General features: G+C 45.9%; 18 protein-coding genes, 1 tRNA gene, 3 pseudogenes and 1 riboswitch. Of the genes and pseudogenes, 17 read left to right on the top strand and 5 right to left on the bottom strand.

Annotated elements, in window-relative coordinates; translation table 11 throughout:
• Window positions 1-53 precede the first annotated feature (53 nt).
• The 3 genes from Q0V21_RS13815 (at window position 54) to Q0V21_RS13805 (ending at window position 3,273) form a co-directional block, all read left to right on the top strand.
• A complete protein-coding gene (locus tag Q0V21_RS13815; RefSeq protein ID WP_301879382.1) occupies window positions 54-1,109 on the top strand; it encodes a hypothetical protein in 1,056 nt (351 codons plus the stop codon).
• 101 nt (window positions 1,110-1,210) lie between these two features.
• The gene (locus Q0V21_RS13810) at window positions 1,211-1,765 is read left to right on the top strand and encodes a GNAT family N-acetyltransferase (protein WP_079347240.1); all 555 of its coding nucleotides are present in this window, start codon (window positions 1,211-1,213) and stop codon (window positions 1,763-1,765) included.
• 377 nt (window positions 1,766-2,142) lie between these two features.
• The gene (locus Q0V21_RS13805; RefSeq protein WP_079347238.1) at window positions 2,143-3,273 is read left to right on the top strand and encodes a glycosyltransferase family 4 protein; all 1,131 of its coding nucleotides are present in this window, start codon (window positions 2,143-2,145) and stop codon (window positions 3,271-3,273) included.
• A gap of 91 nt (window positions 3,274-3,364) precedes the next feature.
• Here the strand turns inward: Q0V21_RS13805 and Q0V21_RS13800 are convergent, their stop codons facing one another.
• The gene (locus Q0V21_RS13800) at window positions 3,365-4,423 is read right to left on the bottom strand and encodes a YkvI family membrane protein (protein WP_079347236.1); all 1,059 of its coding nucleotides are present in this window, start codon (window positions 4,421-4,423) and stop codon (window positions 3,365-3,367) included.
• 204 nt (window positions 4,424-4,627) lie between these two features.
• Between Q0V21_RS13800 and Q0V21_RS13795 the strand changes: the two genes are divergently transcribed.
• From Q0V21_RS13795 to Q0V21_RS13780, 4 genes are all read left to right on the top strand, one after another.
• Window positions 4,628-5,209 carry a xanthine phosphoribosyltransferase gene (locus Q0V21_RS13795; protein ID WP_024629265.1) on the top strand — a complete coding sequence of 194 codons (582 nt, stop codon included), beginning with the start codon at window positions 4,628-4,630 and terminating at the stop codon, window positions 5,207-5,209.
• A 98-nt stretch (window positions 5,210-5,307) separates the two neighbouring features.
• Window positions 5,308-5,637: a hypothetical protein gene (locus Q0V21_RS13790; protein WP_024629266.1), complete on the top strand. Its 330-nt coding sequence runs from the start codon at window positions 5,308-5,310 to the stop codon at window positions 5,635-5,637.
• Window positions 5,638-5,761: 124 nt separating this feature from the next.
• Complete coding sequence (locus tag Q0V21_RS13785; protein ID WP_301879379.1) at window positions 5,762-5,980, top strand: hypothetical protein; 219 nt, start codon at window positions 5,762-5,764, stop codon at window positions 5,978-5,980.
• Between the two features lie 116 nt (window positions 5,981-6,096).
• Window positions 6,097-6,426, top strand: coding sequence for a carboxymuconolactone decarboxylase family protein (locus tag Q0V21_RS13780; RefSeq protein WP_079347229.1), 330 nt, complete (start codon window positions 6,097-6,099; stop codon window positions 6,424-6,426).
• Between the two features lie 96 nt (window positions 6,427-6,522).
• Here Q0V21_RS13780 and Q0V21_RS13775 read toward each other — a convergent pair whose 3' ends face one another.
• A complete protein-coding gene (locus Q0V21_RS13775; protein WP_079347227.1) occupies window positions 6,523-6,987 on the bottom strand; it encodes a C40 family peptidase in 465 nt (154 codons plus the stop codon).
• Window positions 6,988-6,992: 5 nt separating this feature from the next.
• Window positions 6,993-7,124: riboswitch (cyclic di-AMP (ydaO/yuaA leader) on the bottom strand.
• A gap of 306 nt (window positions 7,125-7,430) precedes the next feature.
• On the opposite strand from Q0V21_RS13775, the gene Q0V21_RS13770 reads away from it, so the two are divergent.
• A tRNA-Leu gene (locus tag Q0V21_RS13770) sits at window positions 7,431-7,514 on the top strand.
• A gap of 532 nt (window positions 7,515-8,046) precedes the next feature.
• Here the strand turns inward: Q0V21_RS13770 and Q0V21_RS13765 are convergent.
• Entirely contained in the window at window positions 8,047-8,346 is a 300-nt protein-coding gene (locus Q0V21_RS13765; RefSeq protein WP_301879377.1) for a winged helix-turn-helix transcriptional regulator, read from the bottom strand.
• A 126-nt stretch (window positions 8,347-8,472) separates the two neighbouring features.
• Here Q0V21_RS13765 and Q0V21_RS13760 point away from each other — a divergent pair, with 126 nt between their 5' ends.
• Complete coding sequence (locus Q0V21_RS13760) at window positions 8,473-9,663, top strand: glycine C-acetyltransferase (protein ID WP_301879376.1); 1,191 nt, start codon at window positions 8,473-8,475, stop codon at window positions 9,661-9,663.
• Window positions 9,664-9,700: 37 nt separating this feature from the next.
• On the top strand, window positions 9,701-10,660 hold the full coding sequence (locus Q0V21_RS13755; RefSeq protein WP_024630055.1) for an L-threonine 3-dehydrogenase: 960 nt from the start codon (window positions 9,701-9,703) through the stop codon (window positions 10,658-10,660).
• An 87-nt stretch (window positions 10,661-10,747) separates the two neighbouring features.
• Here the strand turns inward: Q0V21_RS13755 and Q0V21_RS33010 are convergent.
• Window positions 10,748-11,434 (bottom strand): annotated as a pseudogene (locus Q0V21_RS33010) (IS30 family transposase); the annotation flags it as partial.
• Window positions 11,435-11,978: 544 nt separating this feature from the next.
• Between Q0V21_RS33010 and Q0V21_RS13740 the strand changes: the two are divergent.
• Together Q0V21_RS13740 and Q0V21_RS33005 are read left to right on the top strand one after the other, a co-directional pair.
• Window positions 11,979-12,168 (top strand): annotated as a pseudogene (locus Q0V21_RS13740) (type I methionyl aminopeptidase); the annotation flags it as partial.
• Between the two features lie 218 nt (window positions 12,169-12,386).
• Window positions 12,387-12,586 (top strand): annotated as a pseudogene (locus Q0V21_RS33005) (aldo/keto reductase); the annotation flags it as partial.
• A 204-nt stretch (window positions 12,587-12,790) separates the two neighbouring features.
• On the opposite strand, the gene Q0V21_RS13735 reads toward Q0V21_RS33005, so the two are convergent.
• The gene (locus Q0V21_RS13735) at window positions 12,791-13,303 is read right to left on the bottom strand and encodes a ferritin family protein (RefSeq protein WP_079347220.1); all 513 of its coding nucleotides are present in this window, start codon (window positions 13,301-13,303) and stop codon (window positions 12,791-12,793) included.
• A 738-nt stretch (window positions 13,304-14,041) separates the two neighbouring features.
• Here Q0V21_RS13735 and Q0V21_RS13730 point away from each other — a divergent pair.
• The 5 genes from Q0V21_RS13730 to Q0V21_RS13710 all read left to right on the top strand — a co-directional run bounded on the left by Q0V21_RS13730 (window position 14,042) and on the right by Q0V21_RS13710 (window position 24,432).
• Window positions 14,042-17,980, top strand: coding sequence for an S-layer homology domain-containing protein (locus Q0V21_RS13730; RefSeq protein WP_301879371.1), 3,939 nt, complete (start codon window positions 14,042-14,044; stop codon window positions 17,978-17,980).
• A gap of 372 nt (window positions 17,981-18,352) precedes the next feature.
• Window positions 18,353-20,563: a helix-turn-helix domain-containing protein gene (locus Q0V21_RS13725; RefSeq protein ID WP_301879369.1), complete on the top strand. Its 2,211-nt coding sequence runs from the start codon at window positions 18,353-18,355 to the stop codon at window positions 20,561-20,563.
• Window positions 20,564-20,890: 327 nt separating this feature from the next.
• On the top strand, window positions 20,891-21,775 hold the full coding sequence (locus Q0V21_RS13720) for an ABC transporter permease (protein ID WP_143805411.1): 885 nt from the start codon (window positions 20,891-20,893) through the stop codon (window positions 21,773-21,775).
• Window positions 21,776-21,790: 15 nt separating this feature from the next.
• Window positions 21,791-22,690: a carbohydrate ABC transporter permease gene (locus Q0V21_RS13715; protein WP_024629273.1), complete on the top strand. Its 900-nt coding sequence runs from the start codon at window positions 21,791-21,793 to the stop codon at window positions 22,688-22,690.
• A 98-nt stretch (window positions 22,691-22,788) separates the two neighbouring features.
• Window positions 22,789-24,432 (top strand): extracellular solute-binding protein, encoded by a 1,644-nt coding sequence (locus tag Q0V21_RS13710; protein WP_094937746.1) that lies wholly within the window; start codon window positions 22,789-22,791, stop codon window positions 24,430-24,432.
• Window positions 24,433-24,437 lie beyond the last annotated feature (5 nt).

Below are 24,437 nucleotides of genomic sequence, written 5' to 3'. Positions count from 1 at the left end.
CGCTCTCAAGGGCATCCTAACAGAGTAACGTTAGGAACTGAGGAGGCAGGTACATGGAACTGAAAATAGAGCTTATTCCTGATCTTCGCACATCAGGTGGCGAAGTGCAGGATATTATGGTGGACGGTCAATATGCGGGTTCGCTTCTGCTAGTGTTCAGGGAAGGGGATCGGGTATCCGGCAGCCTTCAAATGGAACAGAATTCGTTACCTGACGAGTCAGAACAGGTTATTGTTGAGAAGGTGCACGAATATATTCGTTCTCTTGCGGATGCGGTAAGTGCTGCTGAATATGAAGTGCTTGTGAGCTGCGGTACACTGTATTCTGTGTTACAGAAGCCAGAATCCCATACGGATCTGCTAATTCAGTCGTCGCAGTCTGATGATACGTATTATTCCGATGGAAAGAACATTCGAGATGCTGTAAATGAAGTACACGTCATCCCCGGTTCACAAGCCGAATCATTTACATATGAAGACCCGGAACATATGCTGGAGATGGAAATGGTAAGCGCCGGACGCAGCATATCCACCTATGTATTTAATGACGCGAATGGACAGGAAGTGGCGGAAGCCTCTCTAAAACAATATGGTGCAGATGTACAGGGTGAGATACATTGGTATGATGAGCCCGCAGAAAGTTATCAGGATGCCGCTGCCGAGCTGCTGGTACGAGAGCTGGATGAAGAAATAATCGACACCATTACAATTCGCATGTGGCATCAGGGGCAGGAACTGGAATCCTTGGAATGGGTGCACCGGGATTTTGCGGATGGGGTAGAGATCGAGTATCCAGAAGATCTCGAAGAGATTGAAGCTGCTGAAGAAACCTGTTACGTCATGTTGGTGCGCAAAGATCGGGAATTTCGCATATATCAACTGTATTTGCAAGAACGCGGAGGATTACCTGTCGGTACAGCAACGATTGATACCTCATATGCGGATTTGTCAGGCTATATGGATTACGAGGTACCTGGCACCAGTGCTCAGCGAAAGAGTCTGGTTGAAGTTCTGATGCGGGAGCTGGACAAAGAGCTTGAATTTGATACATTACATCTCACGATGTTATACCGGAATCAAATTATTGATGAAGCGAAGATAGATGGGTAAGAGGGACATCCTCTTACCTTTTTTGTTTTCTTTTTGACGAAAAAGTCATTTCCCGGTATAGTACCATTAGTTTAAGAGAGACCTGGAAGTGGAGGAGAATCATGGAACACTATTTCAGTATCACAACAGACTACATTAATGATGAATTTAAAGCACTGCAGGCTCAGCCGGAAGACACGGAGGATGTGATGTCCCTGCTCATGGAAACAGCTGAATGGCTGCGGAGCCAGGGATCTTCTCAGTGGAATGCGTTGTTAAAGGGTGAGGATTCCCATAATACGGCAGAGGCGATTCAGCGTGGGGACGTATTTGTATTTAAGAAGGGTTCTGACGTAGCTGGCATGGTAATTTTAATGAGCCAGCCAAGCGCATGGGATGTACACTTATGGGGAAGCAAAGCGCATGCCGGGGATGGCGCACTTTATCTGCACCGATTAGCGATACGTAGAAAATATGCTCAGAGTGGTTTGGGACGGTCGATTTTGCAATGGTCCAGCAGCGGGATACAGTTTGAGGGTAAACACATCGTCCGATTGGATTGCGGTGCGGATAACGCAACATTGAACGAATTCTATAAGCGTAATGGCTATACCTTTGTGGGAGAGACAGAAGGCTTTAGTACATATGAAAAGGCGGCCACAGGCCTGTCTGTATAACCAGTATGCAACATATAAAATACATGTAATAAGCCGGGAGCTACCCACTGCTCACCGGCTTTCATTAGCATACCGACATTTCGATAAAGAGGTTTAACTCTCCATTCATATATCCGCTTCTTAGCCGAGCATCTCCTGAATATGTTGTATATACGACTCAGAAGTAAAGGTGTGCGCTAGAACCTAACAATATTCGTAATGTCGTCAGCGTCAGAACCAGCATGGTACAATTGATATTGAAATGAATTCTATTATTCAGCTGGTTGATGTCCGAGTGATCGGAAATCTCATTTTGTTGCTTTACTGAACATATGTTCTGGTATATCATGATGGAAGATGCACGGAGAAGACTTATGCTAGAAAGGGGGAAACTAACGGTGAGATTGCTGCAGGCGCTTTTCTTTCCTCCGGAGCAGCCCGGAGGTGTATCCTCTATGATTCCGTATATGCAAGAGAGGTTTACAACCCCGAGGTGGGAGATGGATCTGTTCTCGCTGCCTAAGCGAATTCGCAACAAGGGCAGAGAGGATATCCAGTTTGAGACGTTCGATTGGACCCAGTATCAGGATAGTCCTGTCGTTCAAAAATATATGCAAACCTACCGGGATTATTTGTGGTGGACCAAGCTGCGTATTCAGAAGCCTTACGATCTGATTCATGCCCATCACCCGATCGCGGGGCTTGCAATGAAGAAGGTTTTCCCGGATATTCCCCTCATTCAAACGATTCACTCCAGTTATGAGCGAGAGCTAATCCTGAACGGCCGTATTGAGCCGGAAGGACCGGAGCACCAGTTTCTGCTGGCGATCTATGGTGAGCTGGAGCATCAGGCAGAGCGACTATTAACGGTATCGGATTCTTTCCGTCGTTATCTGGCGCCTTATGTGCAGTATCCTGATGTTATCGGTGTGATTCCGAACGGTTTTGATGAGAAAAGGTTCAAGCCCATCCCCCATGAAAATGCCATACCACAACTGGTCACCGTATGTCGACTGGTTCCGGCGAAAGGGCTGGATATTCTGTTCAAAGCCTGTGCCGAGCTGAAAGCCCGGGGACATGATTACGTGCTTCATATTATTGGGGACGGACCGATTCGCCCGGATTTGGAAGAATTGGCCCAGCGGCTGGGTATTTATAATGAGACTATCTTTTATGGTTATACGCTGCATCCTGAGGAATTCATGCCATTTTTTGATATCTTTGTACTTCCTTCACGGGCCGAGGCATTCGGGTCTGTTTTCGCTGAAGCAGCGCTTAGCTGTCTTGCCCTTGTAGGGACAGATGTGGGCGGCATACCAGAGCAGATCGAGAACGGAAGTAACGGCTTGCTGGTGCCCTCAGAAGATCCGTCTGCATTGGCAGAAGCGTTGGAGAAGGTTATGGTTGACCCGGCGTACCGTTATGAGCTGGCTCGCTCGGCATGTGAGAAAGCCAAAACCCATTACTCTCTGGGCAGATCGGTCAATGAACTGAAAAAAATGTATTTGCAATTTCCGAGCCAGAATTAGGTTCTGGAGAGGGAAAAGAAAGAAGCCGCTGGTTTATCAGCGGCTTTTGTTATGTTAAGGGAAGAGATGTATTCAACCATATCGTTCATTGTTATAGATGTTTTTTGCGCCCGCGAAAGCTTCCCCATCGATCCATTACTAATTTTGCACCCCAAAACAGTGCCAAACTGCCGAAAATGGGGTAAAGGATAGAGAGCAGTGAACTGAATCCAAACTGGCTGAGCGAATAACATAAGAGCATGATAGCCAGGATGATCAGTTTGGGATGTACTCGGACATGCTGTCTGAGTTGGAGGGTCATTCCATAAATATCGGCTACAAACGTACTGAAGATTTCCATGAAAATCAGGGATACATAGATTGACTGGACTACCCATCCTAGTTGAAAGGCAATGCTGCCCATTGGAATTTCAAATTGCGTGATGCCAGGCATCTGGGCTGACATGGCAAAGTGAGCTGCCATAAGCATGAATCCTACACCAATCCCGCCCAGAACGCCGCCCCATTTCAGTACTTTTCGGCTGCGAATCTGATTCCCCACCGGAACGAGTACAGCTTGGGCAAGCGCCAGGTTGAATGAAGTATACAACAGAGGCGATAACCAGACCTGGATTGGATTGCTGTCAGTGGTTAAGGTAATAAATCGGTTTGCGCCGGGATGATGTATGGTGCTGGTGATCATAAGGAGGGAAAGCAGGAGCATCATGGGCACCACGATACTGTTCATTTGCAGGATGGCCTGAATGCCGCGTCCAAGCAGCAGATATGTACCGATAAGGGTAACAATCAGACCTGTCTGGTAATGGAGCCCCAGATGCTCTACAAAGACCGATCCGGCTCCGGCCAACATGACACTGTTTACTCCAATGAGAATCAGGAGAGTCACCCAGGTAATCCAATTTCCTGCTTTATGACCGAATAGATGCTTGTTGAGATCCTCGTAAGAGCGAGAGCCGGTATCATGGGCAATTAGCATCATTTTTGTACCTAACCAGACAAAGAGTATGGTCGATAAGCCAATGGTAATGGTGGCCCATTTGCCATACTGGGTAAAAAACTGCAATATCTCCTGCCCTGTTGCAAAGCCGGCTCCTACTACCGTTCCGATGTATGTAAATGCGATCTGCAGCACCCGAAATGCCTGTTTCATGTGTTTCCCCTCTCAGGCCCCTGAATAGTTTGGACATGCGGGTGCCATGGTACAAGGTATGCTTGACCCATCAAAGTCATGACAATTGAAGTGCGGCATGGGGTCATTTATATGCTCTGGACAAGAGTAGAGGCAATTTCGCTTGAACTGATAGCCGGATCTATGATACTTTTACGTCATAGGATAGGCTTGGGAGGTCAAATTATGGAAGTATTGAAACAACGGATTTTACAAGAAGGTGTAGTCATGTCAGATCAGGTGCTGAAGCTGGATGGTCTGCTGAATCACCAGATTGATCCTGCATTGACGATGGAAATGGGACGTGAATTTGCCGCTCGTTTCCGTGAAAGTGGTGTAACTCGGGTCATTACAGTGGAGTCTTCGGGAATTCCGGTCGCCTTTGCTGCCGCATATGAACTGGGTGTTCCGCTGGTATTCGCCCGTCGCAAAAAAACACTTTTGGCTGACCCCGATGCCTACTGTGAAAGAGTGCCTTCTTTTACCAAAGGAATCGTAACGGATATTATGGTATCCCGTGAATATATCCATGAGAATGATCGTATTTTGTTCATTGACGATATTATTGCCAATGGCGATGCTGCTCGCGGTGTTATTAAAATTATCGAACGTTCGGGTGCGGAACTGGTTGGATTCGGTGTCGTGGTCGAAAAATGTTTTCAGGCCGGAGCGCGTACAATTCGTGAGCAGGGCATCCCGGTTGAAGCGTTGGTGCGCATTCGTTCATTGAATGACGGTACCGTGCAATTTGACGATAACGAAATATGACTTTTTAAAGGAAAACGTGCCTATTTTTATAACAATGCCTTTGCATGACCGCTGATTTCATTTATAATGGGGTTATGTTAGGGAGAGGAGGCAACACCATGGGTAACCAACCGGCAACAGAACAATTTTTTATTGATAAGCTGGCGGAATCGAAAGTACATTTTGAGCGTGCCCTGGATTGTAAACATACGGAATTCGATGACCTTTATCCCTATATGATTGAACATCCTCAATTTTTCTGGTACAAACGCTACGTTGCCTGGTCAGAATTGCTGACGATTGTAGGCTTGTGCGAAGAGTTGTCCTTCTCTTGGAAAGAACAATTTACACCGCATCAAGTGGAGTACCTTGAAGAACGTGTGATGTCCGCCAAAGTGCTTGATTTTTGGTTTGAGAAGAACGACAGCAAAGAGCACGCGCAGCGGTAACTTTCAGTCGGGACATACTTTCGAATGACATGACAGTCCAATACAGTCACGTGAGACCTAAATGACTTTTCATTTAGGTCTCTTTTTGTAAATAATTTTTATGGAGAAAGTAGGCGTCGGGAATATGATCAGTGATGCAGAATTGGATGTACTGCGTTTATCGGGTGAAAAAGTAAGGGTGATTCGGGACGAGATTCAGTCCAATGATGTGACAGGCATTGTCGTAGCCTGGGACGGGGAGCAGGTACTCATTCGCCGTCAGAATCGTCGTGTGGTCAAGCTTGACCGGAATTATCAGTACCAGTTGTTCAGCGAACCACGCAAGAGCCTGCTCGAAGAATAGGACATGCGTTTTAGGTTCATTTACCATGGATGTTTTGGCATAATTGCACCTCTCGGGAGAGAAGATAGGTACAGTGAGAGTTTGTAACATATCAGCCGAGAGGATGTGCGGTAACCATGACACTGATGAATGATAAGGTTCATGCCTATAAAGATCAGATGGGTGAATTAAGCGACGTGCTGCCTGCAGTGGTGAAGTCTTATCATGAGTTCACTGGAGAATGTTTTCAGGCAGGAGCGATTGAAGCCAAGACCAAACAGCTGATTGCCCTGGGCATTGGATTGTTTGCCAATAATGAGGTATGTACGTTCTACCATGTGGAAGAGGCACGTGCCAAAGGAGCGACCGATCAGGAGATTATGGAGACGGTGGCTGTGGCTGGAGCCGTAGGCGGAGGCCATGCGTTGTCTCAGGGTGCAATGAGAGTACAGAAGGCTTTACATTAACCTATGTATTGCAGAATCATTTTGTCCAGCTTTCTGTAGAAATAGGGCAGACAAAGAAAAGGCTCCGGTTATAACCGAAGCCTTTTCGTGTTCAACTTATATTTTGCCCAACATTTTGTTATACATATATTGTCCTGTTACCCGGCGTGCTGTTACGTAACGATCGTTGAAGTAAGGATTGGATAATTGAGTGATGCTTACACCCTTGCTGCTTGAAGCGTGAGCGAACTGTCCGCCACCGATATATACACCTGTATGTGAAATGCCATTACCCATCGTATTAAAGAACACCAGGTCACCTGTACGCAGATTAGCTTTGGATACCGGCGTGCCAGCCTTGGCTTGCTGCTGCGAAGTACGTGGCAATTCAATGCTGTATTTGTTGAAAATATATCTCATAAATCCCGAGCAATCAAACCCGGCGAGCGTAGTGCCACCCCATTTGTAAGGTATGCCTGTCATGTTGTTTACCACGGTGTTAATACTGCTTGCTTCAGTGCTTGTTGCCCCGGATGTAAATAGTACTGCTGCTCCAAAAATGGAGATGATAAGCTTTTTCAAAATTTGTGTTCTCCCTTCGATGCCTACGGAGTTAGCTAAGGGTTCGGTAGAAGGTTCCCTATATTTCCTATGTATAAGAATAATTCACCCAAAATGGTTCCCCCGTTTTCAAACATGAAACTCGGCAAATGAATAATTAAGTTTTTGTAACCTTTTGAAACTATATTGCATAAATGCGAAAATGTCAAACCTGTTTTAATGTTTTCTTAGCACCTCAATGTTAACGGAATTCTGACTTTTTATGTTGAAAAAACTCGAATGTTGGATTCTAATCGATGACAAAAAAGTAACTACTGTTTCAACTGGAGAGAAATTGGACAATGTATTGGTTATATTACATACATTGAAGTGGGAAATTATATTTTTTTTGTTGACACTAATTACCTGCACATGATATATTATTTCTTGTCGCCGCGATATAATTTCTCGGAGATATGATATACGCGGTCGTGGCGGAATTGGCAGACGCGCACGGTTCAGGTCCGTGTGGGCTAACCCCCGTGGAGGTTCGAGTCCTCTCGACCGCATCATACTCATCATCAATAGGTTTCTGTTCTGCGTTTTTATGCAGATCAGAGCCTTTTTTATATTTGTCAGGATATTCAGGCTTCCGCTCATCACCTGCGCTGATGATATCTTGGATATGTATTCCAAGTGGGCATAGATGTTTCGTTAGTCGAAAAAATGGCTGTGACCAAGCCATTCCTGAATGCGTAATGTATCCCGGTTTGATCCCCTGGCCCAGCTTGTGTACGTAAATCTGATCCCTGTAGTCATCAGAGTAGGACGATTTGTAGAGCTGCCTGTTTTTCTGCTGTTCCTCCAACAGCCGCAGCAGCAGTTCTAAGCCCGACATGTTCTCTGATAATAAAGTTGTTTAAGTACAAAAAACGACACCCGGCCTGATATACGGGCCGGGTTAGAAATAAAGATGAACTAGAGCGTGCCTTAGAACACCTCCTCGTAAGATGACCCTTCTACAAGTTGAAGCATTATCGTAGATTGGCTACCCATGGAATAGGCGTCGTCCGGACAACTGTCAGGAGACATTTCACATCACTATACCTCTTTGCTAAATGGAGTTTTCTTTGCTTGCATCTTTTGATAATCAAGCCCCCAATCATACATCGCAAGAATAATATCCTTCATTGAATGCCCAATATCAGTTAGCTGATACTCTATTTTAGGTGGAACTACAGGATATATCGTTCTAGAGACTAAACCGTCTTTTTCTAACTCACGAAGCTGAAGGGTTAATGACAGCAAGAGATATAAGCAAAGATTTAGTAGCGATTGCTTCCGGGAATGGGGGAAGCAATCGCTATGTTTTTTTGCGGATATTTTTATTTTTTTGTCCACCACATGTGTACAAAGAATAAAAAAGATGATACATTGAAATTAGTTTAATTCCTTTTATAACAGGGTTTTTTGGAGGAATACTATGTCTCCTGTACGAGGACATACGTATATCGAGGAGGGAATGGAATGTCAAGTCAAGCATTGGACCAATTTTTAAGTTCGAACATCGAAGATCTAAAGACTAAAGGTCTATATAACGTCATCGATACGCTGCAGGGTGCAAATGGTCCTGTTATTCGTATCGACGGAAAGTCCCTAATCAATTTGTCTTCCAATAACTATTTGGGACTGGCAACAGATTACCGCCTGATTGATGCTTCAGTTAAGGCGTCGCAGACATACGGGGCAGGCGCAGGGGCTGTGAGAACAATCAATGGTACGATGGATCTTCATATTGAGCTTGAAGAAAAACTGGCCCGTTTCAAAAAAACGGAAGCCGTTATCGTGTATCAATCGGGATTTAACTGCAATATGGCTGCTATATCCGCGGTAATGGACCAGCATGATGCGATTTTATCCGATGAGCTGAACCATGCTTCGATTATTGATGGCTGCCGCCTGTCGAGAGCTAAGGTGATTCGCTTTAAGCATTCGGATATGAATGATTTAAGACAGCAGGCGAAAGATGCCAAGGAATCCGGTCAGTACCATAAAATTATGGTCATCACTGACGGGGTTTTCTCCATGGATGGTGATATAGCAAAGCTGCCCGAAATCGTGAAAATAGCAGAAGAATTCGATCTGATTACTTATGTGGATGATGCCCACGGTTCGGGCGTTCTCGGAGCAGGTGCGGGAACCGTGAAGCATTTTGGATTGTCCGACCGCATTGACTTTCAAATTGGTACTCTTTCCAAGGCGATCGGCGTTGTCGGCGGTTATGTGGCGGGTAAAAAACAACTGATCGAATGGTTGAAGCTGAGAAGCCGTCCGTTTCTGTTTTCGACATCGCTACCTCCGGCTGCAATCGCTTCTTGCAGCGCTTCTGTCGACATTTTGATGAATGACAAAGAGCTGATCGAGAAGCTGTGGGAGAACGGCAATGATTTGAAAAACGGCTTGAGCCGACTTGGATATGATGTAGGCCAAAGCGAAACGCCGATCACACCTTGTATCATTGGCGATGAAGTAACCACCCAACAGTTCAGCAAACGGCTCTATGAAGAAGGTGTTTACGCCAAGGCAATCGTGTTTCCGACGGTTCCGAAAGGAACCGGAAGAATACGCAACATGCCGACAGCTGCCCATACCAAGGAGATGCTCGACAAGGTGATCTCCGTTTATGAGAAAGTTGGCAAGGAAATGAAGCTGATTTAGCTGCATTTGTGGGAGTATATTTCGGGAGGAATGTCTTATGAACAAGATTTTGGTGACGGGAGCACTGGGCCAAATCGGTTCTGAGTTAGTTGTTAAATTACGTGAAATTTATGGTGCGGATCACGTCGTTGCTACGGATCTCAGGTCATCAGCCCACGAAATTACCCGATCCGGGCCATTCGAGCTGCTGGACGTGACGAATGATAAGGCGATGTTCGAAATCGCCAAGCGGTACGAAGTTGATACCGTCATCCATTTGGCTGCGCTGCTGTCGGCTACCGCAGAGGAGAAACCGCTGCTTGCCTGGAATTTGAATATGGGCGGATTGATGAATGCACTTGAAGTATCCAGGGAGCTCGGCTGCCAATTTTTCACTCCAAGCTCCATTGGATCTTTTGGTCCTTCGACTCCGAAAGACAATACCCCGCAGGATACGATCCAGAGGCCCAATACGATGTACGGCGTGAATAAAGTGTCCGGCGAACTGCTTTGTGATTATTATTTTCACAAATACGGCCTGGATACCAGGGGGCTGCGATTCCCGGGTTTGATATCTTATATGACGCCTCCCGGCGGAGGAACGACGGATTACGCGGTGGAAATTTATTACGCAGCCGTGACGGCTGGCCGGTATACATCTTATATCGCCAAGGACTCAAACATGGACATGATGTATATGCCGGATGCCCTGAACGCTATCATTGAATTGATGGAAGCGGATTCTTCCCGGTTGATGCACCGAAATTCATTTAATGTCACCGCAATGAGCGTGGATCCGGAGGCAATCGCTGCAGCGATTCGGGATGAGTTTCCCGGCTTTATCCTCGATTATGACGTTGATCCGAAGAGACAGGCGATTGCCGATAGCTGGCCGCATTCCATTGATGCGACGGCAGCGAAGACAGAATGGGGATTTCATGCCCGCTACGACCTGAAGGCCATGACGAAGGATATGCTTTCACAGCTAAGCGAGAGACAAATGCTTCGCAAGGCTTAAAGTTATTATGAATTCGCGGTGCAAAGCGAGTAGAAATACAAAAGAAGCTGCATCAAGAGGTTTGGCGTTACCCGGACCTTTTGTTGCAGCTTCTTTTTTCATCCTCCAGCCCAGACATTTCCGTGGTCTGTGGCTTATCAGATCAAGAACACGTCATAAAGCTTCGTCTGTCATTTGAGCGAAATCCGTGCCTTTAGGAAAGAATTCTCGCAAAAGACCATTGGCATTCTCATTTGAGCCTGTTGCCAGGAGGAATAGGGGCTGCAAAATACACCTGTAAAACAGGTGTGGCTTCCAGATTGGCATAACAGGCAAACTCCTTCCCACACTGAGGTAGCTGTTCAGAACGCTTTCACAGGGTAATGGAAGGCTGCTACACCAAAGGCAATTTCCATCGACAACCCCGTACGGCTGCGCAGCCCTTGCTTTCCCTCGGCTTGAGACCATAGTATCCAGTTCCCAGTGGCCAAATGTATCGCGAGAACGTGCTTCTTTCGGACGTTGGGCAATCGGCTTCCCCACACACAGCAAACTTACCGCGTGTTTCTGCGGGCTTCTGATGCTTACCTTTGTGCCGGAGAACCGCTAGAGTTCCGATCACCAATAAGCCAGCATACAGCCATCGGTAGATCATTTTAAAGCATACCATCGGTTGTTTTCCTGACGCAACCGTCCCACAATCTGTTCGGGTGACCAGGTGGCCTGAAACTTCTCTTCGATCATGTGGGCCAGTTCTGGCGTCCAATGGCCCGCGGGAACAGAGGCTTTTCGTCGCATGATCAGGGGAATATTGGTTTCCCCTGATCATTCCATGAATGTTCTACCTTTATATTACTTAATCCATAAATTTTAGAGGTGGAGTCCAATGAATAAAAGCAAAGTTTATACGATAATAAGGATTGTTTTATCATAAAATGATACCAAATACCTATGACAAATAATTTCGTATACTTCTGGGAATGGAGAAGCAACTGCGAAAAATTTGGCTAAGAAGGCATATCAAGAAGCTAATGGTTAAAGCCAATCGATTCTGTCCAGCAATAGACGATGTTAGTTGTCCGCGATTTGACGGAAATGCTGACCTCGAGTTGTATTCAAATACAGGAATTATTTTTCGGAAGAACCGAGGGTCTATCATATTGAAGGGGTAGCTTTTGCTAGAGGCGAACATGATGATCCGAACAGCGCCGTTGGCATGGGTTGTTCTTCGTGCCTAACGGAATCTGTACCGACATCGGTGTTTTTTTATAGGTATATGAGTTAGTGCACAATTTGTCTAAAACTTTGGTAGCTTCTTACTTTCGAGAAACCAAGTTAAATGCATGTCGGTAAGCCTGGAAAAGGTCTCCTTATCAAGCGAGATATGGTATTCACGATTGAGCCCATGATCACCGGAGGCACCTACTTCATGACAATCGATCCGGACGATGGACAATAAGCTCGCCGCCCAATACGAGCATACGATCGCCATTACGGCTGAAGGTCCACAAATTTTGACCGAGCAATAGAAAAATTAGATGTCGACCAATGAAATGATCGACTTCTTTTTTTCGAATTTGGCACAGCAGGTTCGGGAACAGCGTGTCCATAGATCTGATGAGGTGCTCACTTGGACGCGATCATATCCAGTACGAACAATTCATCTCAGGTGAACCGCGCAACAATTTCGGAAACGCCGAGTGACTCGGACAATAAGCAGGTCAGTTGACGCAATACTTTTCTCCAACAAATTGCTGCTAACATGGGAATTTCGCGTGCGCAAATTGCACTTGCATGGTTGCTACAAAAAGAAGAGGTCCCGCGCCGATTATGGGTTCGACGAAGATCAGACATATGGAAGATGCGGTTTCGTCGTTGTCGGTTAAATTGACTTCTGAAGAAATTACCCGTTTAGAAGAACTGTATATTCCACATCCATTTATATAAATTTGACGCAAGTAAGGCATGCATCTGCTAATCATGCAAAGCCTAATTACTTATATGGTCAATTCTATGAAAAGAACTCTTCATGCTATGTCTCATGAGAGTTCTTTCGCTTTTGTGGTGATACACTGAACCGTACCACAAGTAACGGCAAGTTATTCTGGATTACAAATCGTTGTAGCTAAAACCTTATAATAAAGTGCAGATTTATCTCAGACCGTTGTAAGGATCAGGATCCAAACTTATCAAGAGCTTTGTTAAATGTTCAACATGGTATTTCTCATCACGGCTGATTTGAGCGAATGTATTCTTAACATCGGGGTAAGAAATTTCAGCTGCATATTCATCATAAAGTACAGCTGTTTCTAATTCACCTTTGATATCATCTCTGACATTATTTAATATCAATTGTTTATCATAATCGGGTTTATAAATTTGCATTGGATCTTTACGGGCAAAATGAGTGTTTTGAAAGTAGACATAAGCTTCATATTGTACGGGGTCGTATTTGCGCAACAGAGTTAGAAACATTCCGTAATGTCTTTTTTCATCCAACAAGATTGCTCTCCAAACGGCATTGACTTCTTCCATGCTGGAATTTGCGATATGTTGCGTATAATCATACTGTGCAGTTAATTCAGCGATCATCGCTTCTCTGATTTTACTTGTGATAAAGATAGGTTTTCCCTGTGGTTGACCTCCCGGTACTGTATAACTCAACGTGGCTCCCCCCCCCGAATATCCTATCGAATGTTTATATACTTTATGGGCTTCATTCAGGAATTATGCTTATGCTAAGTTATGGGGAGTTTGTTGAAAAGGCAGATGAGTTGTTTTCAAAAATTTGCCGTTACAGACAGCGCGGAGAACCGTATCACAAATAACGGTGAAAAAAGATTTAAGTTGTAACTCTAAGACTAGAGCGTTGTAGAGATTATATATTTACACCGTTGAATTGCCCGATAAAATACAGGTAATTCATACGGCATTGCCGAACCGCAAAGCACCCGTATATCTGTATTCACGAATGTCTCAGACTTACGGCGCTTGGAAAAGACAGAAAAACCCGCGAAAACCTTGATCCTACAAGGATTTTCGCGGGTTTTATGTTCCTCATCCTTAATTTGTTTTCCGCTTGGTTCTCAATCGCGTGCACGATTCAGGTCCGTGTGGGCTAACCCCCGTGGAGGTTCGAGTCCTCTCGACCGCATCATATGTAACACGAAAAAGGTTCCTAGAGTGGCATTAATGCCATTAGGAACCTTTTTTATTTGTTTATTTATCCAGTAATGGAAATGTGTTTGTTCTGCGACGATTTGCCCCTGTTTTTCAGGTTAATTGTACGTAAAATACCGAATTGTACCTATTCCAGGGATCCCTCATCCACTATTCTCTTCTCGTATGGAAGCGCTATCAACAAGGATTTGAACGACCAAATTCAGAGGGGGTAGGGATAATTTGAAACGAATCGGAAAAAGGATGGCAATGTGTTTTATGGTATTCATGATTGCAGCAGTGCAGTTCGGAATGATGGGAACGACAGGCAATGTGGCACAAGCAGCAGATAAAAGTCTGGCCCAGAAGCCGTATATGGGCTGGAGCAGTTACAGCATGCAGGTATATGACGGGGCGGGTAACTGGACATCGGCCGAGAGCATTAAGAAGCAATCGGATGCCATGCGCGAGAAGCTGCAAGCTCATGGATATGAATACATTAATATTGATGCTGGCTGGAACGGTGACGAGGATGAATACGGCCGTCCGATCCCGAGTTCTGTTCTTTATCCGAACGGATTTCAGGAGGTCATTGATTATGTCCATAATAACGGACAGAAGATCGGAATCTATCTGATTCCGGGGTTATCAATCACTGCTTATAATAAAAATCTTGAGGTTTATGGTACGGGCGGAGCATGTCGTATGCAGGATATTGCGGTAAAGCCGCTCGTTGTAATGGATGCTTGGGATTCATACACTTACAAAATTGATTTTTCGAACCCTTGCTCACAGAAGTACATTGACTCCATCGCGGATCTTCTTGGTGAGTGGGGCATCAACTTTGTCAAATTCGACAGTGTGACTCCAGGGTCAGGCATCAATAACCTGAGCCGGGATGCACGCGGTGATGTGGAGGCATGGTCCAAGGCACTGGATAGAAATAACATCTGGTTTGAGCTTTCCTGGGCGCTTGACCACAACTACGTGGACGTCTGGAAAAAGTATGCAAATGGCTGGCGGATCGATTGGGATATTGAAGCCTACGATAGCAGTAAGGGGTTGACTGAATGGTCGAGTATTTCACGCTTATTCCCCATAGCGGCCATCTGGTGGCGTGATGCAGGGCCAGGGGGTTGGAATGATTTCGACTCCCTGAATATCGGGAATGGCTCCATGGATGGTCTGACCAAGGACGAGCGCCAGACTGCCATGACGTTCTGGTCCATCTCTTCAGCGCCCCTCTATACCGGAAATGACTTGACACGATTGGACAGCTATGGACTTCAATTACTCACTAATGACGAAGTTATCGCGGTCAATCAGGCCGGACGTCCAGGCCATCCGGTATCCATAGATACCAAGCAGCAGGTTTGGTATGCCAATAACGGAGATGGTACGTACAGCGTAGCTCTGTTCAATCTGGGCAATCGGAGTGCCGAAGTAAAAGTGAAATGGAGTGATCTTGGACTGGAAGGTCCAGCTTCAGTTCGTGACCTTTGGAGTCATTCCGAATTGGGAACTTTTAATACGGAATTCAGTGGCGGCGTGCTGGAACCCCATGCCTCCCGAATGCTTAAAGTAACCGCACTGAGCGGCACATCGGCCGTTAATGATGATGATACGGGCATGCGCTATAGTGGGGATTGGAAGCGTAACGGAGGCAAGGAGCAAATCGATGGCAAACAGGATCTGAGCATCGATATTACGGATTCCTCGAACACTGGTCCAGCGAATATAAATACGCAGCAAGGATCTGACCTAGACGCTGGATCTGATCCTGCCGCGAATGCAGAAAATAAAATTGCAGCAGATGCTGCTGCCATGGATGCTGCTGCCGTGACCGATGTGGTTTACATTAATGATGATGACAACCATATTCAATATACGGGTTCATGGAGTCCAAACACCGGCAGAGGTTTTGGGGATTACAAAGATGATGTACATTTTACGGAAAGAGACGGTGATTCTTTTGAATATACCTTTACTGGAACAGGCATTGACCTGCTGACGGAGAAAGATCAAGGGCTGGGAGAAATGATAGTCACACTCGATAATGGAACGCCTGAAACGGTTAGCGCTAATACGAGTGGTGAGCGAGAGGCCCAACAGGTGCTGTATAGTGCGGCCGGATTGGATAACGGTTTGCATACTTTGAAGGTAGTCAAAGGATCGGGCCAATATATGCTGCTGGATGCGATTAGAGTAACAACGGAAATTGCGACTGGAGGGCAGAACAGCACCATTAGTCCGGCTTTTGCCGACTTTGACAAGGCAATCGAACAACAGAAGGACATTGCTGTTACACTGTCATTGAACGGAAACACATTAACTGGCATTGAAAATGACGGAGTAATGCTCAGTGAAGACGACTACAAGGTGGTCGATGACAATTTGAACATCAAGAAAGAATACCTCACCCAATTGCCTGTAGGAACGACAGACTTAAGCGTTACTTTCAGCGCTGGTGATCCGCAGACTCTTGTAATTAAAGTCAGTGATACAACGGGCATTCGTTATGCACTGATCAATAATGACGATCCAGCCATTAAATACAATGGCTCATGGTCCCGCAGCACCGGGAGAGGCATGGGTGACTATAAGGATGATGTACAATATACCGAGACAAATGGTGATTCCTTTGAGTATACCTTCCGAGGTACAGGGATCCAGCTGTTCACAGAGGTAGACCAGTCACAGGGAGATATGGATATCTATGTGGACGGTCAGTTCAAGGAAACGGTCAGTGCGTATCGCAACGGACGATTGGCACAGCAGAACCTGTACAGCATCTCGGGCCTTCCGGATGGGCAGCACACGCTGAAGGCCGTCAAGAAGTCGGGTAGATTCATGCTACTTGATATGCTCAAGGTTGAGCTTCCGAATATGATTAATCCGGTGAATGCGAGCTTTGACAAATTAGCTTCCGCTCAGGCTGATATTGATGTAACGCTGCTGAAACAGGTGGAAAGCTTCAAGGGTATTACCAACGGCTCTAATGGATTGATTCGGGGCACTGATTACACCGTTAATGGAGAGCGCGTTACACTGAGCAAAACATATCTTGATGCTCAGCCCGTGGGAACGTTGAATCTCAGTTTTTCCTTCGGCGGTGATTATCTCAATGACGTACATTCTACGACGGCGAATGGAGATTTCTTCGAATACACCTTCAAAGGGACCGGAATAAGCTTGATTACACCTACTGGACTCGAGCAGGGAGAAGTGGATATTTATGTCGACGGACAACTGAAGCAAACTGTGAACGTATATAGTCCAAGTCGGCAAATGATGCAGGAGATTTACAGCATTTCGGGTCTGACAAAAGGCCAGCATACACTCAAAGTGGTTAAGAAATCCGGTGATCTCATGCTGGCCGACCAATTGAAATTTACTGTCCCTACCGGAAACAGTGAACCAACAAATCCGTCGAATCCAGGTGGTCCATCCAATCCGGGTGCACCATCCAATCCAGGCGGACCATCGACTCCAGTCGTAAAGCCTTCAGATACTTCTGTGCCATCACCAACTCCGGAATCTGGCACACCAGAGGCGGGACCAAGTACTGGCAATGGTCAGGATATTCAGTATAAGGCCTATATTCAAGGATATCCTGGCGGTTTGTTTAAGCCGGATAACAAGCTCACCCGTGCAGAGATGGCAACCATACTGGCAATGGTATCTGAGAAAGAAGCCACAGGACCTGCTATTTCATTCAGTGATGTTAAGTCTGAATATTGGGGAGCTGACGCCATTGCCAAGGTAAGTAAACTGGGGCTGATGAATGGTTACAAAGATGGTACGTTTAAGCCAAATCAGTCCATAACTCGCGCGGAGCTGGCCAGTCTTGTGGCCCTTCTTGGTCCGGATGCCGGAACTCCAGGCAATGGGTTCTCTGATATCAGCAGCCACTGGGCCAAGGAAGCCATTTTGAAAGCACAAAGTGCAGGCATCCTGAAAGGCTATAGTGATGGAACTTTTCGACCAAATGCCGTACTGACAAGAGCAGAAGCAGTTGTTGCCATCAATCGAGCTATAGGCAGAGCACCGCTCACGAACATTTCACAGCCGCAGTGGAAAGATGTTCCTTCCACACACTGGGCTCTTGGCGATATTGAAGCAGCATCGGCCGATCAGGTTGTAACCCCCCGGACAGAGGGAGAAGAAGCAAAGAAGAAATGAAGTGAAACAAGGATTGGGGGCCATCATGGCCCCTTTTTTCTGAATGATGAGAAGTTAGGGGAGGGCAGGCTTGTCGTACCGGAAAACGGGCTATTGAAGTCACGCATCATCTCAAACCAAAGAGCTTCGGAAATGTTAAAAAAAGCAATGATAATCTACTTTTTATCGTTGCCTTTTATTCATTCCCGAATGAAACACGATGGAGAAATGAGATAAAACAATTGACTAAGCCGCAAAATGTTATTATCTTTGATAACGCTACCAATACCTCAAGGAGGGGGAGGAGGGTTACCCATTAAATATTCCAATGTTTTTCGTAAATTTTTAATATCCTACGTGATCATTTTGGTTATACCCAGCATTGGCGGTTATATGTCTTATCTGACTTCGATCTCCGTAACACAGTCCATTTCCATTGAGAATAGTGTTACCCAACTTCAGAAGAGCCAGGAAATACTGGAGGGCCGCATGGCGGAAGTGGAGGGCTTCACCCGACAGCTTGCGGTCAATCAGGAATTGAACGTTCTCATGAATGAAAGGGACAACGAAACCAACGTATATGGGATCTGGAGAACGATGGAGAATGTGTTGACCTTTGGACAGACCAATGATTTTCTGCAAAATTATTATATTTATCTTGCGAATTACAATCTAATTTTGACCCCGGGTTCTTCGTACAGACCGAATCACTATTACACGGATTTCCGTTATAACGACCTTTCGTTGGAAGAATGGATGAAGGACGTGTTGGGGAAGACCCACCGGAGTGAGATTAAACCGCTCAGTTCGTATGTCAGCAGGGGAAAGCAGACCTCGGTGATCACATATATGCAGTCATTGCCTCTGGACAGCTTCAATGATTCTTCACCGGCTGTTGCCGTTGTAATCATTGACGAGAAGATGATTCTCAATCTGTTGTCCAGCCTGAATGACCGATACGGTGGCTGGGTTCATATCAGCGATACGGAGGGCAATACCATTGCGCTGCAGGGGAGCTCCGAGCCCGAGATGGTGAAAATGGCTTCCGACTCTCATTTTGACCCAAGTAGAGTCAGCCAGTTCTATGGGGATGATCTCGTAATCACTACAAGATCCGATAAGAACGGATGGGTATACCAGGCGGGCATCCCCCGTCATGTCCTGATGGAAAATGCAAACAGGATCAAGGGGATGACGCTACTGATTACTGGCGGCACACTGCTCATCGGATTGATGGTTGGACTCGTGCTAGCCTATCGCAACAGTATGCCAATCAATCGACTGTTAAGTGTAATGAAAGAGCAGTTTGGGAAGGATGAATCGGCTCCCAAAAATGAATTTGATTTTTTGAGTGGAAATATTGCGGATATGCTGACCAAGAACAAGCTGCTCGAATCCGAATTGAATCGCCAGCTCCCACTGGTCAGAGATGCCTTTCTGAAGCGGTTGATCTCCGGCGAATTCAAATCACGGGATGAGATTCTTTCCGCCGCCGAACAGGCAGATATTAATTTGTATCCAGGCACGGGGTATGCCGGAATTGTTCAGATTAAGGGGTATGCCAGTATGGACAGCGTTGAGATCCTGAATGAACTGAATGCCTCCCGCCTACTGTTGAAGCAGGCATTGGCTGAACTGGGCGTAGATGTCCTGATGACGGATATGGGCTCGGATAAAGTAGTCATCCTGTTCTTTTCCAAGGAAACTGACCCCCAAATGGATCGTGAAAAGGAAGATATCACGCATACCATGGAGAATCTGGCACAGTATGTGTTCAATGAATACAGGATCACCATCCAGTCCGGATTCGGAAATCTATTTACAGCGTTGACAGAGGTCAGTCTTTCCTTTGATCAGGCCAATCAAGCGCTGGAATATGCAGTCTATATGAACAAAAAAGGCATGATGTGGAACAACGAAACCCAAACCGAAAACACAACTTATTATTATCCGCTGGATTCGGAGCAGCGACTGATTGGCACGATCCGTGCAGGAGAACTTGAAGAGGCCAAACGGATTGTCGAAGCAATAGTTGAGCAGAACATGGAGCAGCGTGAACTGTCCATGGAAATGAAGCATCAACTTGTTGGAGAAATGAAGGGGACTTTTCTCAAGCTGCTGGATCAAAAGGCGTTTACGGAATACACCTCCATCGAGAATGTGAAACGACGGGTTATTGACATTGGTTCCTCGGAGCCGCTCGAAACGATAAAGGCTGAGTTTTATGAAATCATGGAAGAACTGTGCTCCGTTATTGCGAACAAAAAGAAGGATGCCCATATTCAAATCATTAAACAGATCAAGGAATATACTGCGAAAATGTATTCCGATACAGAGCTGACTCTATATCGGGTTGCAGAGCATGTGGAGCGGCCCGAGAAATACATTTCTCAATTATTCAAAGAGTTTACGGGTGTCAATTTCTCTGACCACCTCATCAAAGTCCGAATGGATCAGGCCGTAATTTTGTTAAAAGAGAGCAATTATACGGTGGACGAGATTGCGTCACGGGTAGGTTACAATAGTTCTCACTCATTTAGAAGGGCCTTCAAGCGATTGAACGGCATTTCGCCCAGCGTATTTAGACAATCGGTTGATGATTAAATAAATTCAGGACCCTAAGGCTGTGTTGTCCGTGTTCCGGACAATGCGGTCTTTTTTTACGAAATATGTCTCCATAATGGAAAAATGGCTGTCGTGCTGCGGATTTGTGCCCCCAAAAGCGGGATAACTGTACGTTAAACGGAGGAGGTGTACCTGTTTATGGGACGTCAAAATCGACTATGATCAGATCTAAGAAAGCGCTACCAAAATTAGCGCATCACAGACAGCTGGTAAGGGGGGATTGTTCTGGAGAAGGAAATCGTATTGAATCACAAGACAACAACACAGCCAAAGGGACCTGGTTTTCTGACCAATGTCCGCAAAAGAATGATGAAGCACTGGCAGTTACATCTGCTGGTGATTCCGCCCTTGCTATTTTTTCTCATCTTCAAGTATTATCCGATGATCAATGCGGTTCTTGCCTTTAAGGACTATAACGTCATCAAGGGAATATGGGGAAGTGATTGGGTTGGTTTTCAAAACTTTCGTCTGTTCTTTGAGAACCCATTATTCTGGACCCTTGTAAAGAACACCATTTTGCTGAGCGGTTATTTAGTGCTGGCCGGATTTCCAATTCCGATTGTACTCGCACTCATGATTAACGAGGTACGCGGAGCCAAGTTCAAGAAGTTTGTCCAGCTTGTATCCTTTGCTCCCTATTTCATCTCAACGGTCGTGATGGTGTCCATGATTATGCTGTTTCTGGCACCGCGGCTTGGCTTTGTAAACATCGCCATGAATTTCTTTGGACTGGATTCCGTGAATTTTCTGGGTGAGCCGGGCATGTTCCGTTCGATCTATGTCTGGTCCGACATTTGGCAGACTGCGGGCTATAGTGCGGTTATATATTTGGCAGCCCTTGCGGGAATTGATCCCACATTGTACGAAGCGGCCAAAGTGGATGGAGCCTCGCGTTTTCAAAAAATCCGTCACGTGGATCTGCCAGGGCTTGTGCCAACCATTGTCATCATTCTGATTCTGAATGTCGGGAATGTGATGGCAATTGGTTTCGAGAAAGTCTATCTGCTGCAGAATCCGCTCAATCTGGCCAATTCTGAAATCATTGCAACCTATGTCTATCGCGTCGGTTTATTGAATGCCAACTATAGCTTTGCGACTGCGGTGGGGCTGTTCAACTCACTGATCAATCTGGTCTTACTGGTTACGGTGAATGGTCTGGCAAAGAGAGTTACTAAGAATAGCATTTGGTAGGAAAGGAGTTCACCTATGGCTGCAACCGTTCAAACAAAGATTAAAGAGTCCGCTGCGGACAAAACGTTCCTGGTTACTATCTATATTTTGCTCAGTATCGTGGCACTGGTGGTCATTTATCCGCTGATCTTTATCGTCAGCAGCTCCATCAGCAGCCCGGCAGCAGTAACTTCCGGTCGGGTATGGCTCTGGCCCGTAGATATTTCCTTCAACGGCTACAAGGCACTATTCAATACACCTGAAATTCTAATCGGCTACGGTAACTCCATTTTCTATACGGTGGCGGGTACGCTGATCAGCGTAGCGTTGACCATCATGATTGCCTATCCGTTGTCACGCAAAACCTTTTTCGGCAGGAACACCCTGATGATGATCATCACCTTCACCATGATTTTCAGTGGCGGGCTGATCCCCACCTATATGGTGGTAAAGCAGCTTCATCTGATTGACACGCGTTGGGCCCTACTGATTCCAAACGCTATCTGGGTATGGCAGGTGATTATTGCCCGCTCGTTCTTTCAATCCTCTATTCCCGGGGAGCTTCTCGAAGCCAGTGAAATTGACGGCTGCAGTGATATGCGGTTCATCTGGAGTGTTGTACTCCCGTTATCGAAGCCGATCATCGCCGTGCTGGTTCTCATGTATGCAGTGGGGCAGTGGAATGCGTACTTTGATGCCTTAATCTATCTCAAATCGGCAGATCTGTTCCCGCTGCAACTCATCTTGCGAAGTATCATCATTCAAAACAACGGTTCGGGCGCCATGGACGTGGCGAAAATGGTGGAAAGACAGCAGCTTACTGAACTGTTAAAATATTCGTTAATTGTGGTCGCCACTTTGCCTGTACTCGTCATCTATCCATTTGTACAGCGTCATTTTGTACAGGGGATGCTGGTCGGTTCCGTTAAGGGTTGATCTTTGGTTTTGGTGTATGGAGAATAAAAGATATAGAGCGTTCATACGCAAGGGTTCATCGTTTCAAACTGGTAAACTACAAAAGGGAGTGATCAGATTTGAAGAAAAGTATGGTAACGCTAATGATGCTGGTAATGGCATTCACAGTTGTCATGAGCGGGTGTTCCAATGGCAGCTCATCCACTGCACAGTCGGGGAGCTCAGAAGAGGGCGGCAAGGTGAATATCAGCGTGTTTGCGGTTCAGGACTCTAGCATTGATATTCCGACCAATAAATTCACTGCATTTGTGGAAGACAAATTTAATATCAAATTTAATTGGGAGATTAATCCTTCGGACGGGGCCAAGGAAAAGCGGCAAATCTCACTGGCAAGCGGCGACTATCCTGATGCCTATCTGCTTACTCACTATATAGACCAGTTCTCTCAGGCTGATCTTCTGAAGTATGGCAAGCAGGGGGTGCTCGTTCCTTTGAATGATCTCATTGATCAATATGCGCCCAACATCAAAGCGGCCATGGAGAAGAACCCTAATTTGAAAACGCTTAATACAGCACCTGATGGCAATATCTATGGACTGGTTGCGTATACGGAATGTTTCCACTGCTCCTACCCGAGCAAGATGTGGATGAATACCGAATGGCTCAAAAAGCTGAATCTGGAAATGCCAAAGACTACCGAAGAATTCAAAAACGTGCTGCAAGCATTCAAAACACAGGACCCGAACGGAAACGGCAAAGCTGATGAGGTACCGCTGAGTGGTTCCATAGAGGAGTTCGGCGTACGGATTATTCCGTTCCTGATGAACGCATTTGTCTATGATGATGACAGAAACTATCTGCAAATGGAAAATGGAAAAGTTCAATCTGCGGCAATTACACCAGAATGGAAGGAAGGATTGACTTACATCAAGTCCCTCTTTGATGCAGGTCTGATTGACCCTGGTGCCTTCACACAAAACGCAGAAGCTTTCAAAAAAATCGGTGAAAATGCCGATGCAGAAATTCTGGGTGCTGGTGCAGCCATGCATCCCGCGATCTTCGTAAACATCGATGAAGGCAACACTCGCTCGGCACACTATAACCCGCTGCCACCGATTTCTGGACCACAGGGTGTGTCCTATGCGACGCATGATGCGGGCGGTGTATCTCCGGGAGCGAAGTTTGTAATCACGAACAAGGCCAGTGAAGAAGCGCAAATTGCTCTGATCAAAATGGTTGACTACATGTTCACACCAGAAGGCCAAACGAATGGTGCAAGTGGCATGAAGGGAATTGACTGGACTGATCCGGTGGACGGCGATGTGGCACTGGGGAAAGACGTTAAACCTGTAGTCAAACAAATTCCGATGGCTGAAGGTGAAGCACCGCGTAATGCAGGTTGGAGTGGTATGGCTCACTTCTATATGCCCAAAGAATATCGCGATACTTTCGTTCAGGGCACAGATATTTATGCATCCAATGGTTATGAGCGCAGATTATATGACGCATCGCTGTTGTATGAAGGGCATGAGCCCAAAGAGCTGTTCCCTATCTGGTCCGTCTGGATTGATCCAAATGAAATTGACGAAGCCAGCTTGCTGCAAACCAATATTAGAAATTATATCGAGCAAAATGAACTGCAATTCATCACAGGTAACAAGGATCTGAATAAGGACTGGGACGCTTATGTTAAAGGTCTGCAGAATCTGAAGCTTGACCGTTATTTGGAAATCTTGCAAAAGGCCTATGATGTGACCCAGTAATCAAG

The sequence above is a fragment of the Paenibacillus sp. 11B genome, from assembly GCF_030487755.1.
GTDB lineage: Bacteria > Bacillota > Bacilli > Paenibacillales > Paenibacillaceae > Paenibacillus > Paenibacillus vandeheii.
Note: the sequence above shows the minus strand (reverse complement) of the source record. Positions and strands in the feature narration are given on the sequence as shown.